This is a genomic window from Pseudomonas sp. B21-054 (assembly GCF_026016345.1).
Lineage (GTDB): Bacteria > Pseudomonadota > Gammaproteobacteria > Pseudomonadales > Pseudomonadaceae > Aquipseudomonas.
The window spans coordinates 3,454,203-3,472,355 of the sequence record NZ_CP087204.1 but is presented as its reverse complement, the minus strand read 5'-3'; the positions used below and the strand labels follow the sequence as shown (position 1 = coordinate 3,472,355).

Annotated in this window: 15 protein-coding genes; 7 read left to right on the top strand and 8 right to left on the bottom strand. The window is 58.9% G+C overall.

The annotated features are described in order from the left end of the window. Positions 1–17 precede the first annotated feature (17 nt). Entirely contained in the window at positions 18–545 is a 528-nt protein-coding gene (locus LOY70_RS15535) for a nitrous oxide reductase accessory protein NosL (RefSeq protein ID WP_265028319.1), read from the top strand. Positions 546–627: 82 nt separating this feature from the next. Here the strand turns inward: LOY70_RS15535 and LOY70_RS15530 are convergent, their stop codons facing one another. The 4 genes from LOY70_RS15530 to LOY70_RS15515 all read right to left on the bottom strand — a co-directional run bounded on the left by LOY70_RS15530 (position 628) and on the right by LOY70_RS15515 (position 6,023). Further along, positions 628–3,201: an EAL domain-containing protein gene (locus tag LOY70_RS15530; protein WP_265028318.1), complete on the bottom strand. Its 2,574-nt coding sequence runs from the start codon at positions 3,199–3,201 to the stop codon at positions 628–630. A gap of 72 nt (positions 3,202–3,273) precedes the next feature. Further along, the gene (locus tag LOY70_RS15525; RefSeq protein WP_265028317.1) at positions 3,274–3,513 is read right to left on the bottom strand and encodes a DUF2238 domain-containing protein; all 240 of its coding nucleotides are present in this window, start codon (positions 3,511–3,513) and stop codon (positions 3,274–3,276) included. 30 nt (positions 3,514–3,543) lie between these two features. Then, positions 3,544–4,059: a DoxX family protein gene (locus LOY70_RS15520; RefSeq protein ID WP_265028316.1), complete on the bottom strand. Its 516-nt coding sequence runs from the start codon at positions 4,057–4,059 to the stop codon at positions 3,544–3,546. A gap of 167 nt (positions 4,060–4,226) precedes the next feature. After that, entirely contained in the window at positions 4,227–6,023 is a 1,797-nt protein-coding gene (locus LOY70_RS15515; protein ID WP_265028315.1) for a methyl-accepting chemotaxis protein, read from the bottom strand. Positions 6,024–6,341: 318 nt separating this feature from the next. On the opposite strand from LOY70_RS15515, the gene LOY70_RS15510 reads away from it, so the two are divergent. The 4 genes from LOY70_RS15510 (at position 6,342) to LOY70_RS15495 (ending at position 12,162) form a co-directional block, all read left to right on the top strand. Continuing rightward, a complete protein-coding gene (locus LOY70_RS15510) occupies positions 6,342–8,468 on the top strand; it encodes a TonB-dependent siderophore receptor (RefSeq protein WP_265028314.1) in 2,127 nt (708 codons plus the stop codon). Positions 8,469–9,004: 536 nt separating this feature from the next. Then, positions 9,005–10,414: a circularly permuted type 2 ATP-grasp protein gene (locus LOY70_RS15505; RefSeq protein ID WP_025213813.1), complete on the top strand. Its 1,410-nt coding sequence runs from the start codon at positions 9,005–9,007 to the stop codon at positions 10,412–10,414. Positions 10,415–10,417: 3 nt separating this feature from the next. Next, positions 10,418–11,368 (top strand): alpha-E domain-containing protein, encoded by a 951-nt coding sequence (locus tag LOY70_RS15500; RefSeq protein WP_003201699.1) that lies wholly within the window; start codon positions 10,418–10,420, stop codon positions 11,366–11,368. Then, positions 11,365–12,162 carry a transglutaminase family protein gene (locus tag LOY70_RS15495; RefSeq protein WP_025213812.1) on the top strand — a complete coding sequence of 266 codons (798 nt, stop codon included), beginning with the start codon at positions 11,365–11,367 and terminating at the stop codon, positions 12,160–12,162. Before LOY70_RS15500 ends, LOY70_RS15495 begins: the two co-directional genes overlap by 4 nt. A 452-nt stretch (positions 12,163–12,614) precedes the next feature. Here LOY70_RS15495 and LOY70_RS15490 read toward each other — a convergent pair whose 3' ends face one another. Then, positions 12,615–13,790, bottom strand: coding sequence for an integrase core domain-containing protein (locus tag LOY70_RS15490; RefSeq protein WP_265028313.1), 1,176 nt, complete (start codon positions 13,788–13,790; stop codon positions 12,615–12,617). A gap of 340 nt (positions 13,791–14,130) precedes the next feature. Between LOY70_RS15490 and LOY70_RS15485 the strand changes: the two genes are divergently transcribed. Both LOY70_RS15485 and LOY70_RS15480 read left to right on the top strand, forming a co-directional pair. Next, positions 14,131–14,628: a GNAT family N-acetyltransferase gene (locus LOY70_RS15485; protein ID WP_123344285.1), complete on the top strand. Its 498-nt coding sequence runs from the start codon at positions 14,131–14,133 to the stop codon at positions 14,626–14,628. A gap of 98 nt (positions 14,629–14,726) precedes the next feature. Next, the gene (locus tag LOY70_RS15480; RefSeq protein ID WP_265028312.1) at positions 14,727–15,227 is read left to right on the top strand and encodes a hypothetical protein; all 501 of its coding nucleotides are present in this window, start codon (positions 14,727–14,729) and stop codon (positions 15,225–15,227) included. 29 nt (positions 15,228–15,256) lie between these two features. On the opposite strand, the gene LOY70_RS15475 is transcribed toward LOY70_RS15480, so the two are convergent. From LOY70_RS15475 to LOY70_RS15465, 3 genes are read right to left on the bottom strand one after another with little or no spacing between them, the layout of a single operon-like run. Continuing rightward, complete coding sequence (locus tag LOY70_RS15475; RefSeq protein WP_265028311.1) at positions 15,257–16,252, bottom strand: halovibrin HvnC; 996 nt, start codon at positions 16,250–16,252, stop codon at positions 15,257–15,259. Next, on the bottom strand, positions 16,249–17,184 hold the full coding sequence (locus LOY70_RS15470) for a halovibrin HvnC (RefSeq protein ID WP_265028310.1): 936 nt from the start codon (positions 17,182–17,184) through the stop codon (positions 16,249–16,251). The genes LOY70_RS15475 and LOY70_RS15470 overlap by 4 nt, the downstream gene beginning before the upstream one ends. Next, positions 17,181–18,101: a halovibrin HvnC gene (locus LOY70_RS15465; RefSeq protein ID WP_265028309.1), complete on the bottom strand. Its 921-nt coding sequence runs from the start codon at positions 18,099–18,101 to the stop codon at positions 17,181–17,183. The genes LOY70_RS15470 and LOY70_RS15465 overlap by 4 nt, the downstream gene beginning before the upstream one ends. Between the last annotated feature and the right edge of the window lie 52 nt (positions 18,102–18,153).

The following is an 18,153-nucleotide window of genomic DNA, read 5'->3' as shown; positions in this document are numbered from 1 at the left end:
TAAAGGAGCATGTAACGATGAACAAGCTGTACTTCAAGGCGAGCCGACTCTTGGCCGGGGTGTTGGTGTGCCTGGCACTGGTGGCGTGTGACAAGGCCACCTCGCCACCGGCCGTTGAAGCATCACTGGCGTTTCACCCCAGCGATGAGTGCCACGTATGTGGCATGGTCATCAACGACTTTCCCGGGCCCAAGGGCGCTGCGGTGGGGGCCGGTGACGTCAAGAAGTTCTGTTCGCCGGCGGAAATGCTGGGCTGGTGGTTGCAGCCGGAAAACCATCGGGCTGACGTGAAGCTGTACGTCCATGACATGGGGCGCAGTCAGTGGAGTACGCCCGATGATGCTCACCTGATCGATGCCAGGACCGCCTATTTTGTGATCGGCTCCGGGCTCAAGGGGGCCATGGGCGTTGTATTGGCCTCGTTTTCCGATCCCCAGGCGGCGGAAAAACTTGCCAGGGACACTGGGGGGCGGGTCCTGCGCCTGGAAGAGATTGATCAGAAGGTGCTGGGGCAGGCGACGGCCATGTCGCCGATGAGTCATTGAAGCGTTGGGGGCATGTCCCGTATCTGTGTAGCTGAACCACCGCTATCGCGAGCAAGCTCGCTCCCACATTGCGCAACTTGCGCTACAGCCACCGCGGAGTCGTAAAGAACGAAGCCATTTCCGAACGAGCCAACGCCGAGCCGAAGTAGGGGCCTTGCACATGGTCGCAGGCCACGCTACGCAGTTGGCTGAATTGTCGGGCGTTCTCGATGCCTTCGGCGGTGACCATGAGCCCGACGCTGCGGCTCAGCCGGATCATCGCCAGGACGCCTTCCTGGTCATGCTCCAAGCCCAGTTGGGCCAAGATATTGCGGTCGAAACGGATCCCGTCGAACGGCTGGTTCAATACCTCGCGAAGGGAGGCAATACTGGTGCCGAACTTGTCGATGTTGATCCGCACGCCGAGACCTTTCAGGGCATGAAGGGTACTGGCAACGCTCTTATGGTCGGCCAACAGAACCCCTTCGGCCACTTCCAGGGTCAGCCGATGAGGCTCCAAACCGCTTGCCTCAAGGGCCGTTTGCACTTGGTTGAACAGAAAACTACTGCTGAACCACTTGGGCGAAACCGCGATGGACACGCTGACGGCAGTCGGCCAGGTCGCCGCTTCTTCACAGACGTTGATCAACATCCAGTCCCCCAGCCCTTCCAACTGGCCCGACGCTTCGGCGACCGGGATGAAGTCGGACCCACCCAGTTCGCCTTTCTCGGGATGATGCCAAAAGGTCTGGGCTTCAAAACCATGCAGTTGTTCGGCGCTGACGTTGAAACGTGGCAAGTAACGCAATTCCAATTGATCCTCATGCATCGCCTGGCGCAATTGTTGTTCGTATCGTCGACGGTCGCGGGCCACATTGCCCATGGCCTCCACATACACGCGCCAGGTGTTGCGGCCCCCCGCCTTGGCCGCATACAAGGCGATGTCGGCGTGGCGCAACAGTTCATCGGCGTGTTCGACCCCAGGTTGCGCCCAGGCAACGCCGATGCTGACGCCCAGGTACAGCGTATTGCCGTCCAGGTGCATGGGGCGCTGCATGCAATCGATCAAGCGCTCACAGAGTTGATCGAGGTCGTGCGCATCGCCAGGGTCGGGCATGACGATGACAAACTCGTCGCCGCCCAGACGGGCCACCAGGTCGGTGCCACGCACGTTTTGCTGAAGAATATGCGCCACTTCCCTGAGCACCTTGTCCCCCACGGCATGACCCAGGGAGTCGTTGACCGGCTTGAAGCGGTCCATGTCCAGGTTCAATACCGCCAGCGATGTGCCGCCAGATCGATCCAGATGCTCGCGCAAGCAATCGAACAAGCGGTTTCGGTTGGCCAACCCGGTCAGTGGGTCGTGCAGGGAAAGATGTTTGATCTGGGCCAGCGCCCGCAGCTCGTCGGTGATATCGGTAGCGGTGCCGCGAAACCCCAAGGTGCCGGCCTCGATGGCTCGTACCGACAGCTTGCAGGTGCGTATGCGTTGGTTACGCGCGGTGTATTCGCATAACAGCGGAGCGGATGAGGCGCTATCGGCCCCACCGAGCAACCATTGGGCAATCGAAATCGACCCGCCGTGAGGGTGCAGCAGTCGGTGAAGGGGTTTGCCCAGCCACTCCGTAGGGCTGAACCCGGTCACTTGTTCGAAACGGTCGGACAGGTAGGTCAGCGTTCCGGTGGAATCGATTTCCCACAGCCAGTCGGACGACACTTCGGCAATGTCTCGGAAACGTTCTTCACTGCGTTCCAACGCCCTGCGGTGAGCCAGAAGACTGGTGTATTGGCCTTCCTGGGCACGGAGCATCGCCAGCGCATGGCGCAACACCGCCAGTGCCAGGATCCCGAGGAAGAGCAGCGCCAGGACCAACAGGGGCAGCAATACCTTGCGCAGGTCCTGGCCGGGGGTTGGCGGCCTCCAGGCCAGCGCTTCCTGGGCCTGATCGTCAAGCGCCAGCTCGGCCATCCCGACCTGGGCCGTGGTGCTGGAAACATGGGCATCCGGCAGGGCAAAGTCCCGCGCCAGGTTTTGCAGGGTTGTGTCATCGAGCACTTTCACGAACAACAGCAGACTGGGAGGACCCGGAATCTCAGGCACGCTGGTGTCCGTGCCGGTCGTGATGGCGGAAGCAGCGACGAACGCCGGCATGCCCTCGTGGTGCAGCAGCTCCACGACGACTTCATCACGCTTCTCTGGCGTGCTGGCTTTCTTGCCCAGCGCTCGCAGGTTGCCGGCCAGCCAGGTGTCGGCATCGACCTCGCTCATCTGGCCATCGATCACCGAATAGACGGTTTTACCTGTCGGGGATATGACAAACACGGCCTGGTAACCGTAAAGGCTGAAAACGCTACTGCCGACATTTTCCTGCTCGTAGGCCCAGTCTTTATCGACCACCACATGAAGGTGCCGGTAGGCGTCGCTCCACTTGGAATAGTCGCTCAGGTCCCGCGCGATACCGGTGCGGATACCGTCAATGGCCCGCTGGGCAAAAAACAGGCTCTGTTCACGAGCGCGCTGGTCCTGGGCCCCGGTGATGTTGAGCAACACCGCGATAGCCAGGGCGGACATGACAAACAGCAGGAACATGATGGCTGGGAACGTGCGACGGGTGAAACTGCGGGTTGGCGAGCCCGGAGGGAAAACGGAGGAGTTGTGGCCAGCATCTTCAGTCATAAATAAGTCGTCAGCTAAAAAGCGATATCACCCGCACATCCTCTATATCGGCTGTCAGGCTGATTAACTTAGTCATGTTCGATAATGGTGCGCGGGGTAGTGACGATCAACAGCACCGAAAAAGCGGCAAGCGCCGCCAAGGCCATGTCTTTTTGCGAGTCCCACGGGGTCCTGCTGCGCGCCAACAAAGGCCTTGGCGGTGTCTACGGCCAGGTAGGCACCGCCCAGCCATTGGATGATTTCGTAGATGGCCGATGACGACAGGATCAGGTTCCAGGTCAGAAAATACCCGCTGAACCCTTTGGCCGGCACGATCCGCAGCAGCGCTTTGGCTCATAAGATCTAGGCTTTTGGTACGCAGGATCCTGGTTTCGCAAATAATGCATCCACGCTCAACTTCCCCGGCCCCTGCAACAGCAACGGCATCAACGCCACCAGATAAATCAACGGCAGCTTGAAGTTGCCATGGCCCTTATTGGTAATCGCATAGCCTTGGGCCAGTTCGCTCAAGGTTGACCAATCCGCCGGCCAGTGCACGGCGGCGGTGGCGACCAGGGTGACGACGATCAGCACGAGCGCCGAAACGCGTGTGCCCAGGCCGATCAGCAGGGCGATGGCGCAGATCAGCTCTGCCCACATCGACAGTTCCCAGTTCCAGCTGGCCGGCACGTGGTTGAAGGGGAAGGGGAAGGCGGACTGGATCTCGGCGAACCAGTTTTCGCCCTGCCATTTTTCCAGGCCGGATTCAAAAAACTCCCAGGCCAGGAACAGCCGCAGGCCTAGTGGCGCGAGCCACGCTCCGGCACGGTCGAGATTGAGGGGCAGCGCTTTCAGGGCGTTCGAGGGGAGGGTAGGCATGATGAGTCTCCTTGGCTGTCGAAACCCAGCCGCGATACCGGCCGGGAGCACAGGAGTCTTTCAAGCAGGTGTAAGCGAGGTGTGTCTGGAATACCGGCACGTGAAAGTCTGTGTAAGCGTGCCGGTGGCAGATACATTGCCATACAACGTTCAGACCGGCTGGAGCATCACTCGGCCAACAACACCGCCGCGTCGAACCCCACCCGCAGGTTGCCCCAATGGCGGCCGCCGAAGAAGAACGGTACGTCGATCTCGGTCATGATCTCCCCGGTATCGCGCAGGTAGGTCTGGAGCAGGAAGCGCTGGACATTGCCGGCTGCGCGCAGGCCGATCGGGTCGGCGAAGATGCGTTTGTTGCGGCACACCGGCAGGTCGACGGCTTGATCACCGGTGGGTGGCTTGGAGACCCAACTGTTGTTCACCGGGCAATAGCCCTTGCTGTCGACAATGAACGAAACCTTGCCCCCCGGCGTACTGCGGGTGAGCTTGTCGCATTCTTCCTGGCACGCCTGGGCAAAGCGTTCGGTGTAGCTGGTCATGTACTGCTTGGGATCGGTGCCGGGGACCAGTTGGTAACTCTGGTCGAACAGGTTCAGGCCTTCCCTTTGCAGCGCCTCCAGGCGTACCTGGAGAACGTCGCGGCACTGGCTGGCGCGGGTGATGGCGGCATCCAGCTTACCGTGGCCGAGCACGAACCGACCCAACAGAGCCTGGACCTTTTCGGCAACGCCGGACAGGTCCCGGGTGGCCGTCGCCGAATGCTGCATGCGCTGGTCGATCAACTGGCTGTCGGCGTGGATCTGGGTGACCCGCTCGTTGATGCCCGTGTTGCTGTCGGCGAACTGCTGGATATGGGTGGCGATGTCCGCCAGCTTGCCATTGGTGGATTCGAAATCGCCGATCATGCTTTCGAAATGGCCGGAGGCGCGTTCCACCACTTTCTGGGTTTCCCGGGCGCTGTGGCTGATCTGGGTGGTCTGTTCGTGGGTCGAACCGACTTCCTCTAGCATGGCGTCGATGTTGCGCGAAATGTCGTCGGTGGCCCGGCTGACGTTCTGGGCCAGGGTCCGCACTTCATCGGCCACCACCGCGAAACCCCGGCCGCTTTCGCCGGCCCGGGCGGCTTCGATGGCAGCGTTGAGTGCCAGCAGGTTGGTTTGGGCAGAGATCTGCTGGATCAATCCGACGATGGACTTGATGCTGGAGGAGCGTTGGTTCAAGGCCCCTACGAGCGTGGCGAACTCATTGAGGCTGTTGGAGATTTCGCTGATATTGCCGGTCACTTCCAGCAGCTCGGCATAGGAGTCGCGGGCCATGCTCAGGTTCTGGGCGGTGGTGCTGGAAATGCCTTGGGTCTGGCGCGAAACTTCTTCGATGCGGCCTACGGCGGTGTTGCTCTGGTCCATCACTTCCTTGGCGAAGCGCGCCTGGTGGGTGGCGCTGTCGCTGGAATCGCTGATGTTCTTCAGCGAGCGGGCCGACTCCACGGCGATGTGCACGGTCAATGCCTGGACATTACTGATGATCTCCCGCTGTTTGGCCAGGAAGCGGTTGCAGGTGCCGGCTAGTACACGAATTTCGTCGTGGGTCACCAGGGGAAGGTCTTTGGACAAGTCGCCTTCACCGTTGGCGATCTCTTCCAGGGCCTTGGTCATGGCGGTGACGGGGCGCACGATGAGGTGGCGGAAATACCAGACCATGAAACTGATCATGCCCAGCGTCAGGAGCGTGCCAAAGAGCAGGGCGTGGGTAAGGCTGTCGAGCCGGCCTTCGATCTGGCCCAGCAACCCTGCATCCAGTTGTGCGTTGCGCAACTGCAAGACAATGTCTGCGCGTGCACTGAGGGCGACCCAGTACAACAGCCCGCTGACCACGACCAACAGGAAAAGGCTCGACAGCTTTTTGGTGAGCGTATCGAAAAATTGCATTTCGATAGACTCGTACAAGGCCTTTAACGTCTGCATGCCGCTGCTCCTGGGCAAAAAATTGGCTCAATGGAATACATTCGACCGCTGGCGCCAAAGCTTTAGCGCGCTGAGGCGATTTGATATCACTTGCGTGATGTTAGCTGGGTTTGGTGTACCGGGATCCTGTGTGAGCGAGCTTGCTCGCGAAGGCTTAGTGTCAGGTTAATCCGGTATCACTGACACACCGCTTTCGCAAGCAAGCCCGCTCCCACAAAGGTTTGGGGTGATCATCAATTGATACAAAAGATTTACTGGGAATTATTCTCAAAGTATATTCGCTCTCATTAACGTCCCCCTCCCTATGAGTGCCGCGTCTTGAATCGTTCCACCCCCCTCGCTAATCGCAACGTCTTCATCAAGTGTGTATTGCCGACATTGTCCTGCTGCTTCATCGCAAGCCCCGTGTGGGCCCAGGACACACTTGAACTGCCGGCTACGGACATCCAGGGCAGTCGCATCATTCAGGACGAGGGCTACACGGCGTCGCAAGCCAGCACGGCGAGCAAAAGCGACGTACCGATCAAGGAAGAAGCGCAATCGATCAATGTCGTGACCCAGCAGACCCTGGACGATTACCAGGTGCGCTCGCTGGCCGACGCGATGAAGTTCGTCAGCGGTGTGAGCCAGGGCAATACCCTGGGGGGCTCGCGGGACTCGCTGGTCAAGCGCGGCTTTGGCACCAACGACGACGGCTCGATCCTGCGCGATGGCGTGCGTTCGAACCTGGGCCATAACTTCAGCGCCACCACCGAACGGGTCGAAGTGCTCAAGGGGCCGGCCTCGATGCTGTACGGCGCTCTGGAACCCGGCGGCCTGGTCAACGTCATCAGCAAGAAACCCGAGTACATCCAAAGCACCACGTTGAGCGGTTCAGCCTACAGCGAAGGCGGCGGCACCATGGGCCTGGATACCACCGGGCCGCTGGGCGATACCGGCCTGGCTTATCGGCTGATTGCCGAGCGTGGGCATGAAGATTACTGGCGCAACTACGGGGTCAACGAGAGCACGCTGGTGGCGCCGTCCTTGGCTTGGACCGGCGAGCGCGCCTCGTTGAACCTGAGCTATGAGTACAACGAATACTCCAATCCGTTTGATCGCGGTACGGTGTTCCGCAATGGGCATCCGGCGGACATCGACTACGACAAGCGCCTCGACGAGCCGTGGGCCAAGAGCGTGGGGATTCGCGAAACGGCCACGGCGCGGTTTGAGTATGCGCTGAGTGACGCCTGGAAGACCCGGGTGACTTATGGGTGGAACAATGACCGCTACAGTCTTTCGATTGCGCAGCCCAACTCATTGACGGGTAACACACTGCGCCGGGCGGCCAACGGTGCTCATTACGATGATGAAACCCGTTATGCCAGCTGGGATTTCATGGGTAAGCAGGAGCTGTTCGGCCAGCGGCATGATCTGTTGATCGGTGTCGATAACCAGGTCTCCGACCAATATCGCGGGAAAACTTATCGCAATGCGGTTCGCGGTAGTTTCGATATCACTTCACCGGTTTATGGCAACCTTCCGGAGCCCAGCGTGGTTAGCGCTGCCCAAAGCGATCTGCGCAATGAACTCATCTCCAGCTCCATCTACCTGAAGGATAACTGGCACCTCGACGACCGCTGGATCCTGGTCTTCGGTGGTCGCTACCAGCATTACGATCAGTACAGCGATCAGGGACTGGGCAGCAGTTACAAGCTCAACCGTGATGACAACGGTGACGCCTTCGTGCCGTTCCTCGGTCTGGTCTACAAAGCCACCGAGACCCTGTCGCTGTATGGTAATTACAGCCGTTCGTTCAAGCCGAACGATACTGTGGATGATGCCGGCAAAACCTTTGATCCGGAGGAGGGCCGCAGCTATGAGGTCGGCGCCAAGTACGACCCGCTGCCAGGCTTGAACATCAACCTCGCGCTGTTCGACATCGTGAAGAAAAACGTCGTGACGTCCTCCACCGTCAATGGCGTGACACTGGCTGAGGCAGCTGGCAAGGCCGGCTCCCAAGGCCTGGAACTCGACATCACCGGTCGCCTGGCTGAGCGCTGGGACTTGATCGGCACCTACGCCTATACCCATACAGAAGTACTTGATGATCCTACGGACGAAGGGCATCGCCTGGCCGATGCGCCGAAGCACACCGCCAGCCTGTACCTGACTCACCATCTGAACGTGCCTGCCGAATTCGGTGCCTGGCACGCCGGAGCCGGTGCCCGTTACGTCGGCGAGCGCGCCGCCAACAAGGCCAACGATTTCTGGCTCAGCAGCTACACCGTCGCCGACGCCTTCCTGCGCTGGGAGTCGCCGGTACTTGGCCACAAGACCTCGCTGCAACTGAACGTAGATAACCTGTTCGACAAGCAGTACTACCCGTCGTCCACCGGCAGCCAGCTGCAAGTCAACGTTGGCGAGCCGCGTACTGCCCGCTTGAGTGCCAGTGTCACGTTCTGAGGACATCTCAATGATGCTGGCTTGGACCGATGAGCTTGATCCAAGCGTTGTCCAGAAGATGGCTTCCCGCAGACATCAGGCTCATGCACCAAGCAGTGAGTAAAAATTTCCCCCTTTCAGGGCGTTGAATCCCTGTCACCTGCCTTTTTGCACCTATTCGACCCGTTCCAGGGTTCGCTGGAGAAGGCTGAAATAAACGTTTCAGCCTTCTTGCGGTGTTTTGTCGTATAAATGAAAACAAATTTCGCTTTTAAACAACTTCGCGATGGTTTTTCTAGCGCAGTCTTGAGGCATCGCGCTTAGGCACAGCCTTTGCTACACCTCAACAACGAAACCCACCGAACCGCTGGATTCAGTAGGAGTGACCACGCAGATTTAATCAGGGGGCGCACGTCATCCAGACGCAAAGGCCAGATCAGAGACCACTGCTATCGAGGTGCACGGAGAAACAGGGTTCATTAAAACAAAGCAAGGCCAGACCATTGGAATGACGAAGTAATAAGAAATGCCGTGTAGAACGCGGCTGGGAGTTGGCTATGCCCCACGCTTTTTTTAATGAAATGTATGACGCTCAGGGTGGCTGCCGCCCGCATTATCAAGCCTTCGCACGCTGGCTGGCGGACACGCCACTTGAACTGCTTGAACAACGCCGCCGCGAAGCCGACCTGCTGTTCCACCGAGCCGGTATCACCTTTACCCTCTACGGGGACGAGCAGGGGACCGAACGGTTGATCCCCTTCGACATCATTCCTCGCAGCATCAAGGCCAGTGAATGGCAGATGGTCGAGCGAGGCTGCATCCAGCGGGTCCAGGCCCTGAACATGTTCCTGGCCGACATCTATCACGGGCAACACATCCTCAAGGAAGGAATCATTCCCGCCGAACAAGTGCTCGCCAACGAGGGTTATCAGATCGCGATGCAGGGCCTGAACCTGCACCGGGGCATTTACGCCCACATCGCCGGTGTCGACCTGGTTCGCGACGGTGATGGCAGTTACTACGTGCTGGAGGACAACCTGCGTACGCCCAGCGGCGTGAGCTACATGCTCGAAGACCGCAAGATGATGATGCGTCTGTTCCCCGAACTCTTCGCCGCCCAGCGCGTGGCCCCCATCGACCACTATCCGAATCTGCTGCTCGACACCCTGAAAAGCTCAAGCCCCCTGGATAATCCGACCGCCGTGGTCCTGACTCCGGGCCGCTTCAACAGTGCCTATTTCGAACACGCATTCCTGGCCCGTGAAATGGGCGTGGAGCTGGTGGAAGGCGCCGACCTGTTCGTGCGTGACGACCATGTGTATATGCGCACGACCGCCGGCCCCAGGCAGGTGGATGTGATTTATCGCCGTCTCGACGATGCCTACCTCGACCCGCTGTCGTTCAACCCCGACTCCATGCTGGGTGTTCCAGGACTGATCGCCGTCTACCGTGCAGGCAATGTGGTGCTGGCGAACGCGGTCGGCACGGGCGTGGCCGATGACAAGTCGATTTACCCCTACGTCGACGAGATGATCCGCTTCTACCTCACCGAAGAACCGATCCTGAAGAACGTGCCCACCTGGCAGTGCCGTAAACCTCAGGAATTGTCCCACGTACTGGCCAACCTGCCTGATCTGGTGGTCAAGGAAACCCAGGGCTCCGGCGGCTACGGCATGTTGGTCGGGCCCGCCGCCAGCGCGGCGGAGATCGAAGACTTCCGCGCCCGCCTCAAGGCTCGCCCCGAAGCCTATATCGCCCAGCCGACCCTGAGCCTGTCCACCTGTCCGACCTTTGTCGAAAGCGGCATCGCCCCGCGCCACATCGACCTGCGCCCGTTTGTGCTCTCGGGCAAGGAAACCCGCCTGGTGCCTGGCGGCCTGACTCGCGTGGCACTTCGCGAAGGCTCGCTGGTGGTCAATTCGTCCCAGGGCGGCGGCACTAAAGACACTTGGGTAGTGGAGGACTAAGACATGCTTTCAAGAACTGCTTCTGACCTCTATTGGATGTCCCGCTACCTGGAGCGCGCCGAGAACCTGGCGCGCATGCTCGAAGTCAGTTACTCGCTGTCGCTGATGCCCCAGGCCGGGCGTAGCGACGGTCATGCCGAGTTGGCGATGTCGCTGCTGGCGGCCGGTACGCTGGACGATTACAACGCGCGCTATGACGCGCTGAACACCGAACGCATGCTGCATTTCTTCGCCCTGGATGAAACCAATCCCGGGAGCATCTACAGCTGCCTGCGGGCGGCGCGCACCAATGCCCATGCCGTGCGTGGACGCATTACTGCGGACATGTGGGAAAATATCAACGCCACCTGGCTGGAAATGCGCAACATCGCCAGCAACGGCCTGGGCCGTTATGGCATCAGCCACTTTTGCGAATGGGTCAAGGAGCGTTCGCACCTGTTTCGCGGGGCGACGTCGGGCACCATCATGCGCAACGATGCCTATTGTTTCATTCGCCTCGGGACCTTTATCGAGCGGGCGGACAACACCTTGCGCCTGTTGGACGCACGCTACGAAATGTTCGGCGAGGAGTCGGAGGAAGTCAGCGACAATTCGGCGCGTGGCTATTACCAGTGGAGCGCCTTGCTGCGGGCACTGTCGTCGTTCGAGGCGTTCAACGAGATCTACCGCAACGCGCCCAATGCCGAACAGGTCTCGGAGATGTTGCTGCTGCGGGCCGACGTCCCGCGTTCGCTGCATGCCTGTATCGAGGAACTGGACCACATCCTCGCCAGCCTGCCGGGCAATAACGGCCGTCCGGCCCAGCGCCTGGCCGCCGAGCTGAATGCACGCCTGCGCTATTCCGGGATCGACGAGATCCTGGCGTCGGGCCTGCATCAGTGGCTGACCGACCTCATTGGCCAAATCCGTCACTTGGGCCAGACCGTTCATGAGTCTTATCTGGAGGTCGTATGAAACTGTCCATACGCCACGACACCACCTACAGCTATGCCGATGAAGTCTGCACCAGCATCCAGTTTCTGCGCCTGACCCCCAAGGACAGTCAGCGCCAGCGCATCCTTGAGTGGCACCTGGAACTGCCGCGCCTGGTGCGCAGCCAGATCGACCCTTACGGCAATATCCTGCATGTGATGACCATGGACGAGCCCCATGGCGCCTTGGTGCTGACGGCTTACGGTCAGGTGCAGATCGACCAGACCGTGGAGATGGAGACGGACAGCCAGTCGCCGCTGCCGTTTCTGCGCACCAGCCGTCTGACCCAGGCCGATGACGTGCTCAGCGCCTTTGCCCTGGAGCAGTGTGGGACACGCCGCGATCGTGCGGCGCTGACCGACCTGATGAATGGCCTGGCCGCCCGCATGCCCTACAGCCCAGGCACGACGGCGGTCAGCAGCACCGCCGCCGAGGCGTTTGCCGGCGGCGCGGGTGTCTGCCAGGACCATACCCACGCATTCCTGGCCTGCGCACGCAGCCTGGGTATTCCGGCCCGCTATGTTTCCGGTTACCTGTGCACTGAAGATGAAAGCCACCTGGCGAGCCACGCCTGGGCCGAAGCCTGGCTGGACGACGGCTGGTACAGCTTCGACATAACCAACCGCCTGACCCGTCCCGACCGCCACTTGAAACTGGCGGTCGGCCTGGACTACCTCGACGCCTGCCCGGTACGCGGCATGCGCCGAGGTGGCGGGGCGGAACAAATGCTGGCGCGAGTGCAGGTGAGTTCGATGGTGCAAGTGCAGCACCAGTAGGCCAGTGGCCGCAGAACCCTGTGGGAGCGAGCTTGCTCGCGATGACGGCTGCACATCCAACATTGATGCAAACAGACCCACCGTCTTCGCGGGCAAGCCCGCTCCCACAATTGGATTGAGTACAACCGCAAGAGATAGGCCGGCTACTAGGCCACCTTCGCGGGCAAGCCCGCTCCACAATTGGATCGGAGTACGACCGGGAGAACCAGGCCGGCTATAAGGCCGCCTCGCGGTGGACGTTGATCTCGGCGCCCCATTAACCACGCTGGCCGAACGCAGGCATTGCGCAGTGGGCAACCCGGCATGGATGCCGGGTTAGCCGCGCTGGGCCATGGATGGCCCTTCGCGGCGGCCCACGGAGCAATGCCGGAGAGAGGGCACACCGAGCCTAGGCGAGGTGCCGAGTGGTGGGGCATGTACGGAACAACCACATGGGTTACAAAAAAGTGCATTCACATAGGTGACACTTTGATTGAAACGTAGCCGTTCTTGGCATTTCTCGCATTAACATGACCCAGGATCACCGGCCCGAAGATCACATTCCATATCCCATCACCAATCATCTCCATGCCGATGGTCTGATAACAGAGCAAATTACCTACATAAACCCTCATACCGCCTCGATTGATGATCCCATTACTATCGGCCAGGTAACTTTCGATATGGCTCGCATAAGTCATTTCAGGCAGCGTTTCGGGATACATTCGAGTTGAAGGCGTATAACAGGCAGCAGGCGTTTTCTGTCCCAGCGACTCGTGCCCACGCTCGTAATTGTAGTGCTGTCTGAAACGATCAAAATGACGTTGCTGGGCCTCCCAAGCAATGGCCGCAGGTTGAGGCAACGTACTTTTCAGCGTCCGATGCATGCGCTCGTGACGCCCATTTTGATCCGGGCGGCCCGGCTCGATCCGCTCAGGGATGATCCCGAGTCTCATCCACCAGATCGACAGCTGTGACAGCCCCGCACGACTCGTACTGGCAAACGGTACGCCATTGTCGGTACGAATCCGTTCCGGCAGCCCATACTCACGAAAAACCCGCTCGAAGGTTTCCTGGGTTTCCTTGAAGTTGGTGCTGCCCATGCTCTGGCAAGCCAGTAGAAAGCGACTGGCATGATCCATGATTGTCAGTGGATAGCACCAAACACCTGCCCCGGTCAGATACTGACCTTTGTAATCAGCGCTGAAGAGCTGGTTGGGATTCTCTGCCTTGTGCAAAGGCTTGGGATAAACAGCCACACGCCTGCGCAAAGGCCGAGGCGTGATCAAATCAGCTGCCTTGAGTACATTATAAATGGTCGTTTTCGACGGCGGATCCTGATCAGGAAAACGCTGCACGAGGCAGTTTTGAATTTTCTTCGGGCCGGGAATCGTCTCGCCAATGGAGCGAAGCTCAATGATCGCCTGTTTCACGACCAGGGGCACAACATAGGTTTGGTTGTGCCGGCGGCGGCTACGCTCATCAAGCCCACCGGGGCCCTCTGTTTCGTATCGTTTAACCCATTTGTACGCAGTCTTTCGGCTGATCTCATAGTCCCGGCACAGCTGACTTAAGCTGTGCTCTTTGGACAGATAATCCGCGATGAACATCACTTTCAGGTCCATAGGTTTCAGCTCTCTCCAGGGCATGGTCAGATCCTCGCGAAATCGACCCTGCCAGTTAAAAACTGTTACCTATGTGCGTGAACTGATTTGTAACCCATGTGGGTGAGTCATACCGGCAAAAGCGCTTTGGTTACTTTCGCGCTTTTCGAAAGTGACCCGCCGTCAGGGCGGAACCCTAAGCCGCCGTTACCGCAGCAATGGATATGTACTCGGTCCTGCCGCCTTCGCGAGCAAGCTCGCTCCCACAAAAGGATCTCTGCCGAGCGCGGATTTCTTGTCCGCTGAAAGTCCAGCGTGGGCTTACGCCACTGAGAGGTGCACACGTTATAGTGCTTGGCCTAGCCACGCTCCAGGGAAGAGCCGCATGCCTGAATCCACCATCACCCTCGCACGCTTTACGGAAGCCCACATCACCGGTGTCACCGCGCTCTACAACGACCCGACGGTCACTCGCCAAGTGCTACAGATGCCTTTCCAATCCACCGAAGTCTGGCGCAAGCGCCTGGCAACGGATGACGAACGCCAGGTGAAACTGGTTGCCCTGCACCAGGGTGAAGTGATCGGCAATCTGGGGCTGGAACAGTACACCCGTGTCCGTCGCGCCCATTGCGCAAGCCTCGGCATGGGTGTGGCGCAGGCCTGGCAGGGCAAGGGCGTGGGCTCGATGCTGCTGGCCGCGGCGCTGGACGTGGCGGACAACTGGATGAACCTGCGACGGGTCGAGCTGACGGTCTACGCCGACAACGAAGCCGCCATCGGGCTGTATCGAAAATTCGGCTTCGAAACCGAAGGCCTGATGCGCGACTATGCCGTGCGTGACGGGCGCTGGGTGGACACCTTGGCCATGGCGCGACTGCGCTAAAAGAGCCGTCGCCCAGGCAACGTGGCTTTTGCGTACGCCGGCGCCTTGAACCTGTCATCATCCAGCTTCGCAGCACGCCCTTAATCGAGGAACAGCGCATGGACGACGTACAGCAACTGGGCGAGATGCTTCGTCATTACGCAGACAGCGAAGCGCACAAAAAACAGCAGCACCAGGCTCAGTCGGCGGTTTGGGTCGAGCAGATCAAGGTGTTGTTCGAACAAATCGAGCAGTGGCTGGCTCCGGTGATGGCACCCGGTCTCCTGGCGGTGAGTCGAGAGGAGCATGTGGCCCACGGGCCGAGCGTCCCGGTAGAAACGTCTACCTTCAAGACCGAAAAACTCACGGTTTCCATCACGGGCAAGGCGGTGGAGTTCGTCCCGGATCCGATGGGCAGCGGTGGACAAATCTCGCTGGCGGTCATGGGGCTGACGGCGGCGCGGTACGGGAGCATTTCGCTGGTGTATTCGCTAGCGTCCGGGGAATGGCTGTGGCGCAAGACCAATGGACTGAAAGACCCGGATACCTTTGTGTTCGATGCGGACTTCCTGGCCCAGCAGTTACAGAGTCTGATTCCCCCGGGACCGCGTTCAGCCTAGGCGTCCGGTGTCGATGGGCGACGGGATACTCATGGCGTCACCACTTGATCGGTCGCAACATAGGCGAAAGAAGCGCTGTGGCTGAGGCTGGCGGCCGGTGTCAGGCGAATGATCGGTATCACGATATTTGGCTTGGTGGAGCGGTAGAAATCACGCTGGTTATATCGGGCTTCGGCCAGCCCCTGGGAGTAGCCCGCGATATAGAAGAACGCAAGGATTGGCAGATTGTTGGGCTGTCCCGGTGCCCAGGTTTTGATAATGATTTCGTTATGCTCATGGAAGACCTGGGCCGCATAGTTTGGATGGGTCGCCGCCAACAGAGCCCTGGCCCGTAACGATTCACGGAACGCGGGCGCGGCTAGGGTATTGCGACCGTCGGATACATCGAACCCACACTGCTGGCGGTTAAGTTCGGCACTAGGGTTTGGGTATGTCCAGACGTAGACCCATTGCTCGGCTATTGTCACGTTATGGTACTGGCACAGATGGCTATGGTAGGGGTAGTCGGCATGAGGGCCGCAAACTTGAATCCGGCTTTGGGTCCATCCATCCATCGGGTAGGAGCACATATACATCAACTGAATCTTGCCCGCCGGAGCTTCAAGGAACGGGTAGATGATGTAGCCGTTGTGGTAATTGCCACCAAAGGCACTGAAGTTGGTATCCGCCCGCATATAGGAAAAAGACACCCCGCCATTGGTTTCTGAGATCGGGCTGGGGTCCCAGACTTTGTAGATCTCGGCGGGATCTTTTATCGTGAGTCTGTGGGTCACCCCTGAGCAGAGGAATGCCGGTTGAGACTCGGTTCGATTGCAGTTGGGGAAGTTGCGATGGTAAAGCGTAGACAAATAAGCGGCGGTACCTGGTCCATCGATTATTTCAGTACAGTTGATACGGGTGATTTCAGGCGGTTTTGTCCCAAGCTGCGTGCAACTGACCATCAAACCGATCAGCAGTAAACCTACTGACCCCTGCATCAGTTGCCGCAACGCTTTGCCTATTCGTCGGAACGGCAAATACTTCATTGCGTCACTGCCTGATCCGCAGCTACATAGCTAAAGGTGGCGCTTTCGGCGGCACTGTTAGCGGGTGTCAAACGAATGATCGGCACGACAATTTTTGGATTGGTGGAGTTATAGAAGTCTCGCTGGTTGTACCGAGCATCGGCCAACCCCGCGTTGGTGCCACCGGCGACAAAGAAAAACGCCATGATGGGAAACGTGTTCGGCCGACCTGGTGTCCAGGTCTTGATAATGATTTCGTTATGCTCATCGAACCCTCGCGCCCCTACCAGACCTTTGCTCAGTAGAGATTGGTAAAACGCAGGCCCGGCCAGCTGATTGCGGTCATCGTTGACATCAAATCCGCATTGGCGCAGGTATGGATTGCCGCCTGGCATCGTCCACACGCCCAACCATTGTTGCGCGGTGGTCACGCCGGCTACGTGGCAGGGGCGGCTTAGTGCAGGGTATTCGCCGGAGGCGCCGCAGGGAGGCGTTCGATACCAGGACCAGGCATCCATCGGATATGAGCACAGATAGTCCAGGTCTATCTTGTCAACCGGTGCACCGAAGATGGGATACAGGATATAGCCGTTGCCATGCCCCCATGCCAACCTTCCGAAGTTGGCGTCGGCGCGTAGATAGGAGAAGGAGACTCCGCCGCTGGTTATTGAGGTCGGGCTGGGGTCCCAGACTTTGTATTGTTCTGCGGGGTCTTTTACCGTCACCCTCAAGGTGACACCCGAGCAAAGGAAAGAGGGCTGCGAGTCGGAACTGTAGCAATTGGGGAATCTTCGCTCATAAAGCGTAGTCAGGAGCGTGGCGGTGCCCGGACCATCGAGCACTTGGACCCCGTTGATGTTGACGACTTCAGGCGGGACTATCGCGACTTGCGTGCAACCCACGAACAATGCAATTGACCACAGGCCTATGAGTTGGCGGAGGAAATGGCTCATAGTTTCACCGCCTGATCTGCCGCGACGAATGTAAAAGTCGCCTTGTCGGTGGTGGCGTTGGCGGGTGTCATACGGATGATGGGCACCGAGATCTTCGGATTGGTTGAATTGTAGAAGTCGAGTTGGTTGTATTGAGCATCGGCCAACCCAAGGTTGGGGCCACCCGGAATATAGAAAAACGCCATGATGGGGAACATGTTGGGCCGTCCGGGTGCCCAGGTCTTGATGAGAATTTCGTTATGCTGTTTGAACCCCACTACACCGAGCATGGTTTTGGCCAGTAATGAATTGTAGAACGCAGGTCCGGCCAGTTGATTGCGTTCGTCCCGGATGTCGAATCCACATTGGCGAAGATTTGGATTTCCGCCCGGGGTGGCCCATACATCCAGCCATTGTTGCGCGGTGGTGACTCCGGCGTTCTGGCATAACCGGCTTTGAGCGGGATAGTCCGGGTGAGGGCCGCACACTGCAGTCTCGCTTCGCTGCCAGGTCCATGCATCCATTGGATACGAACACAGATATTCCAGGTGAGTCTTGCCAGCCGGTGCACTGAGAGGGGGGTACAGGATGTAACCGTTAGTGGCGCCCCAAGCCAGTATCCCGAAATTGGCATCTGCCCGCAGGTAAGAGAACGATACCCCACCACTTTTTACTGAGAGGATGCTGGGATCCCAGACTTTGTAAACGTTGATGGGGTCTTTTGTTGTCGTCCTGAGGACCACGCCCGAACAGAGGAATGCCGGTTGAGAGTCGGAATTGTTGCAGTTGGGGAATTTGCGATTGTACAGCGTGTTGAGGAATTCGGCGGTACTCGAACCGCCGATCACCTGGACGCCGTTGATGTTGTTGAGTATGGGCTCGGCCTGCGCGAAACCGACCATCAACATGATCAGAAGCAGACCCATTAATTTACGCATGATAAAGCCCCCTGCGATGGAGATGCAGTTCAGGCAAGCTGATCGAAAGATG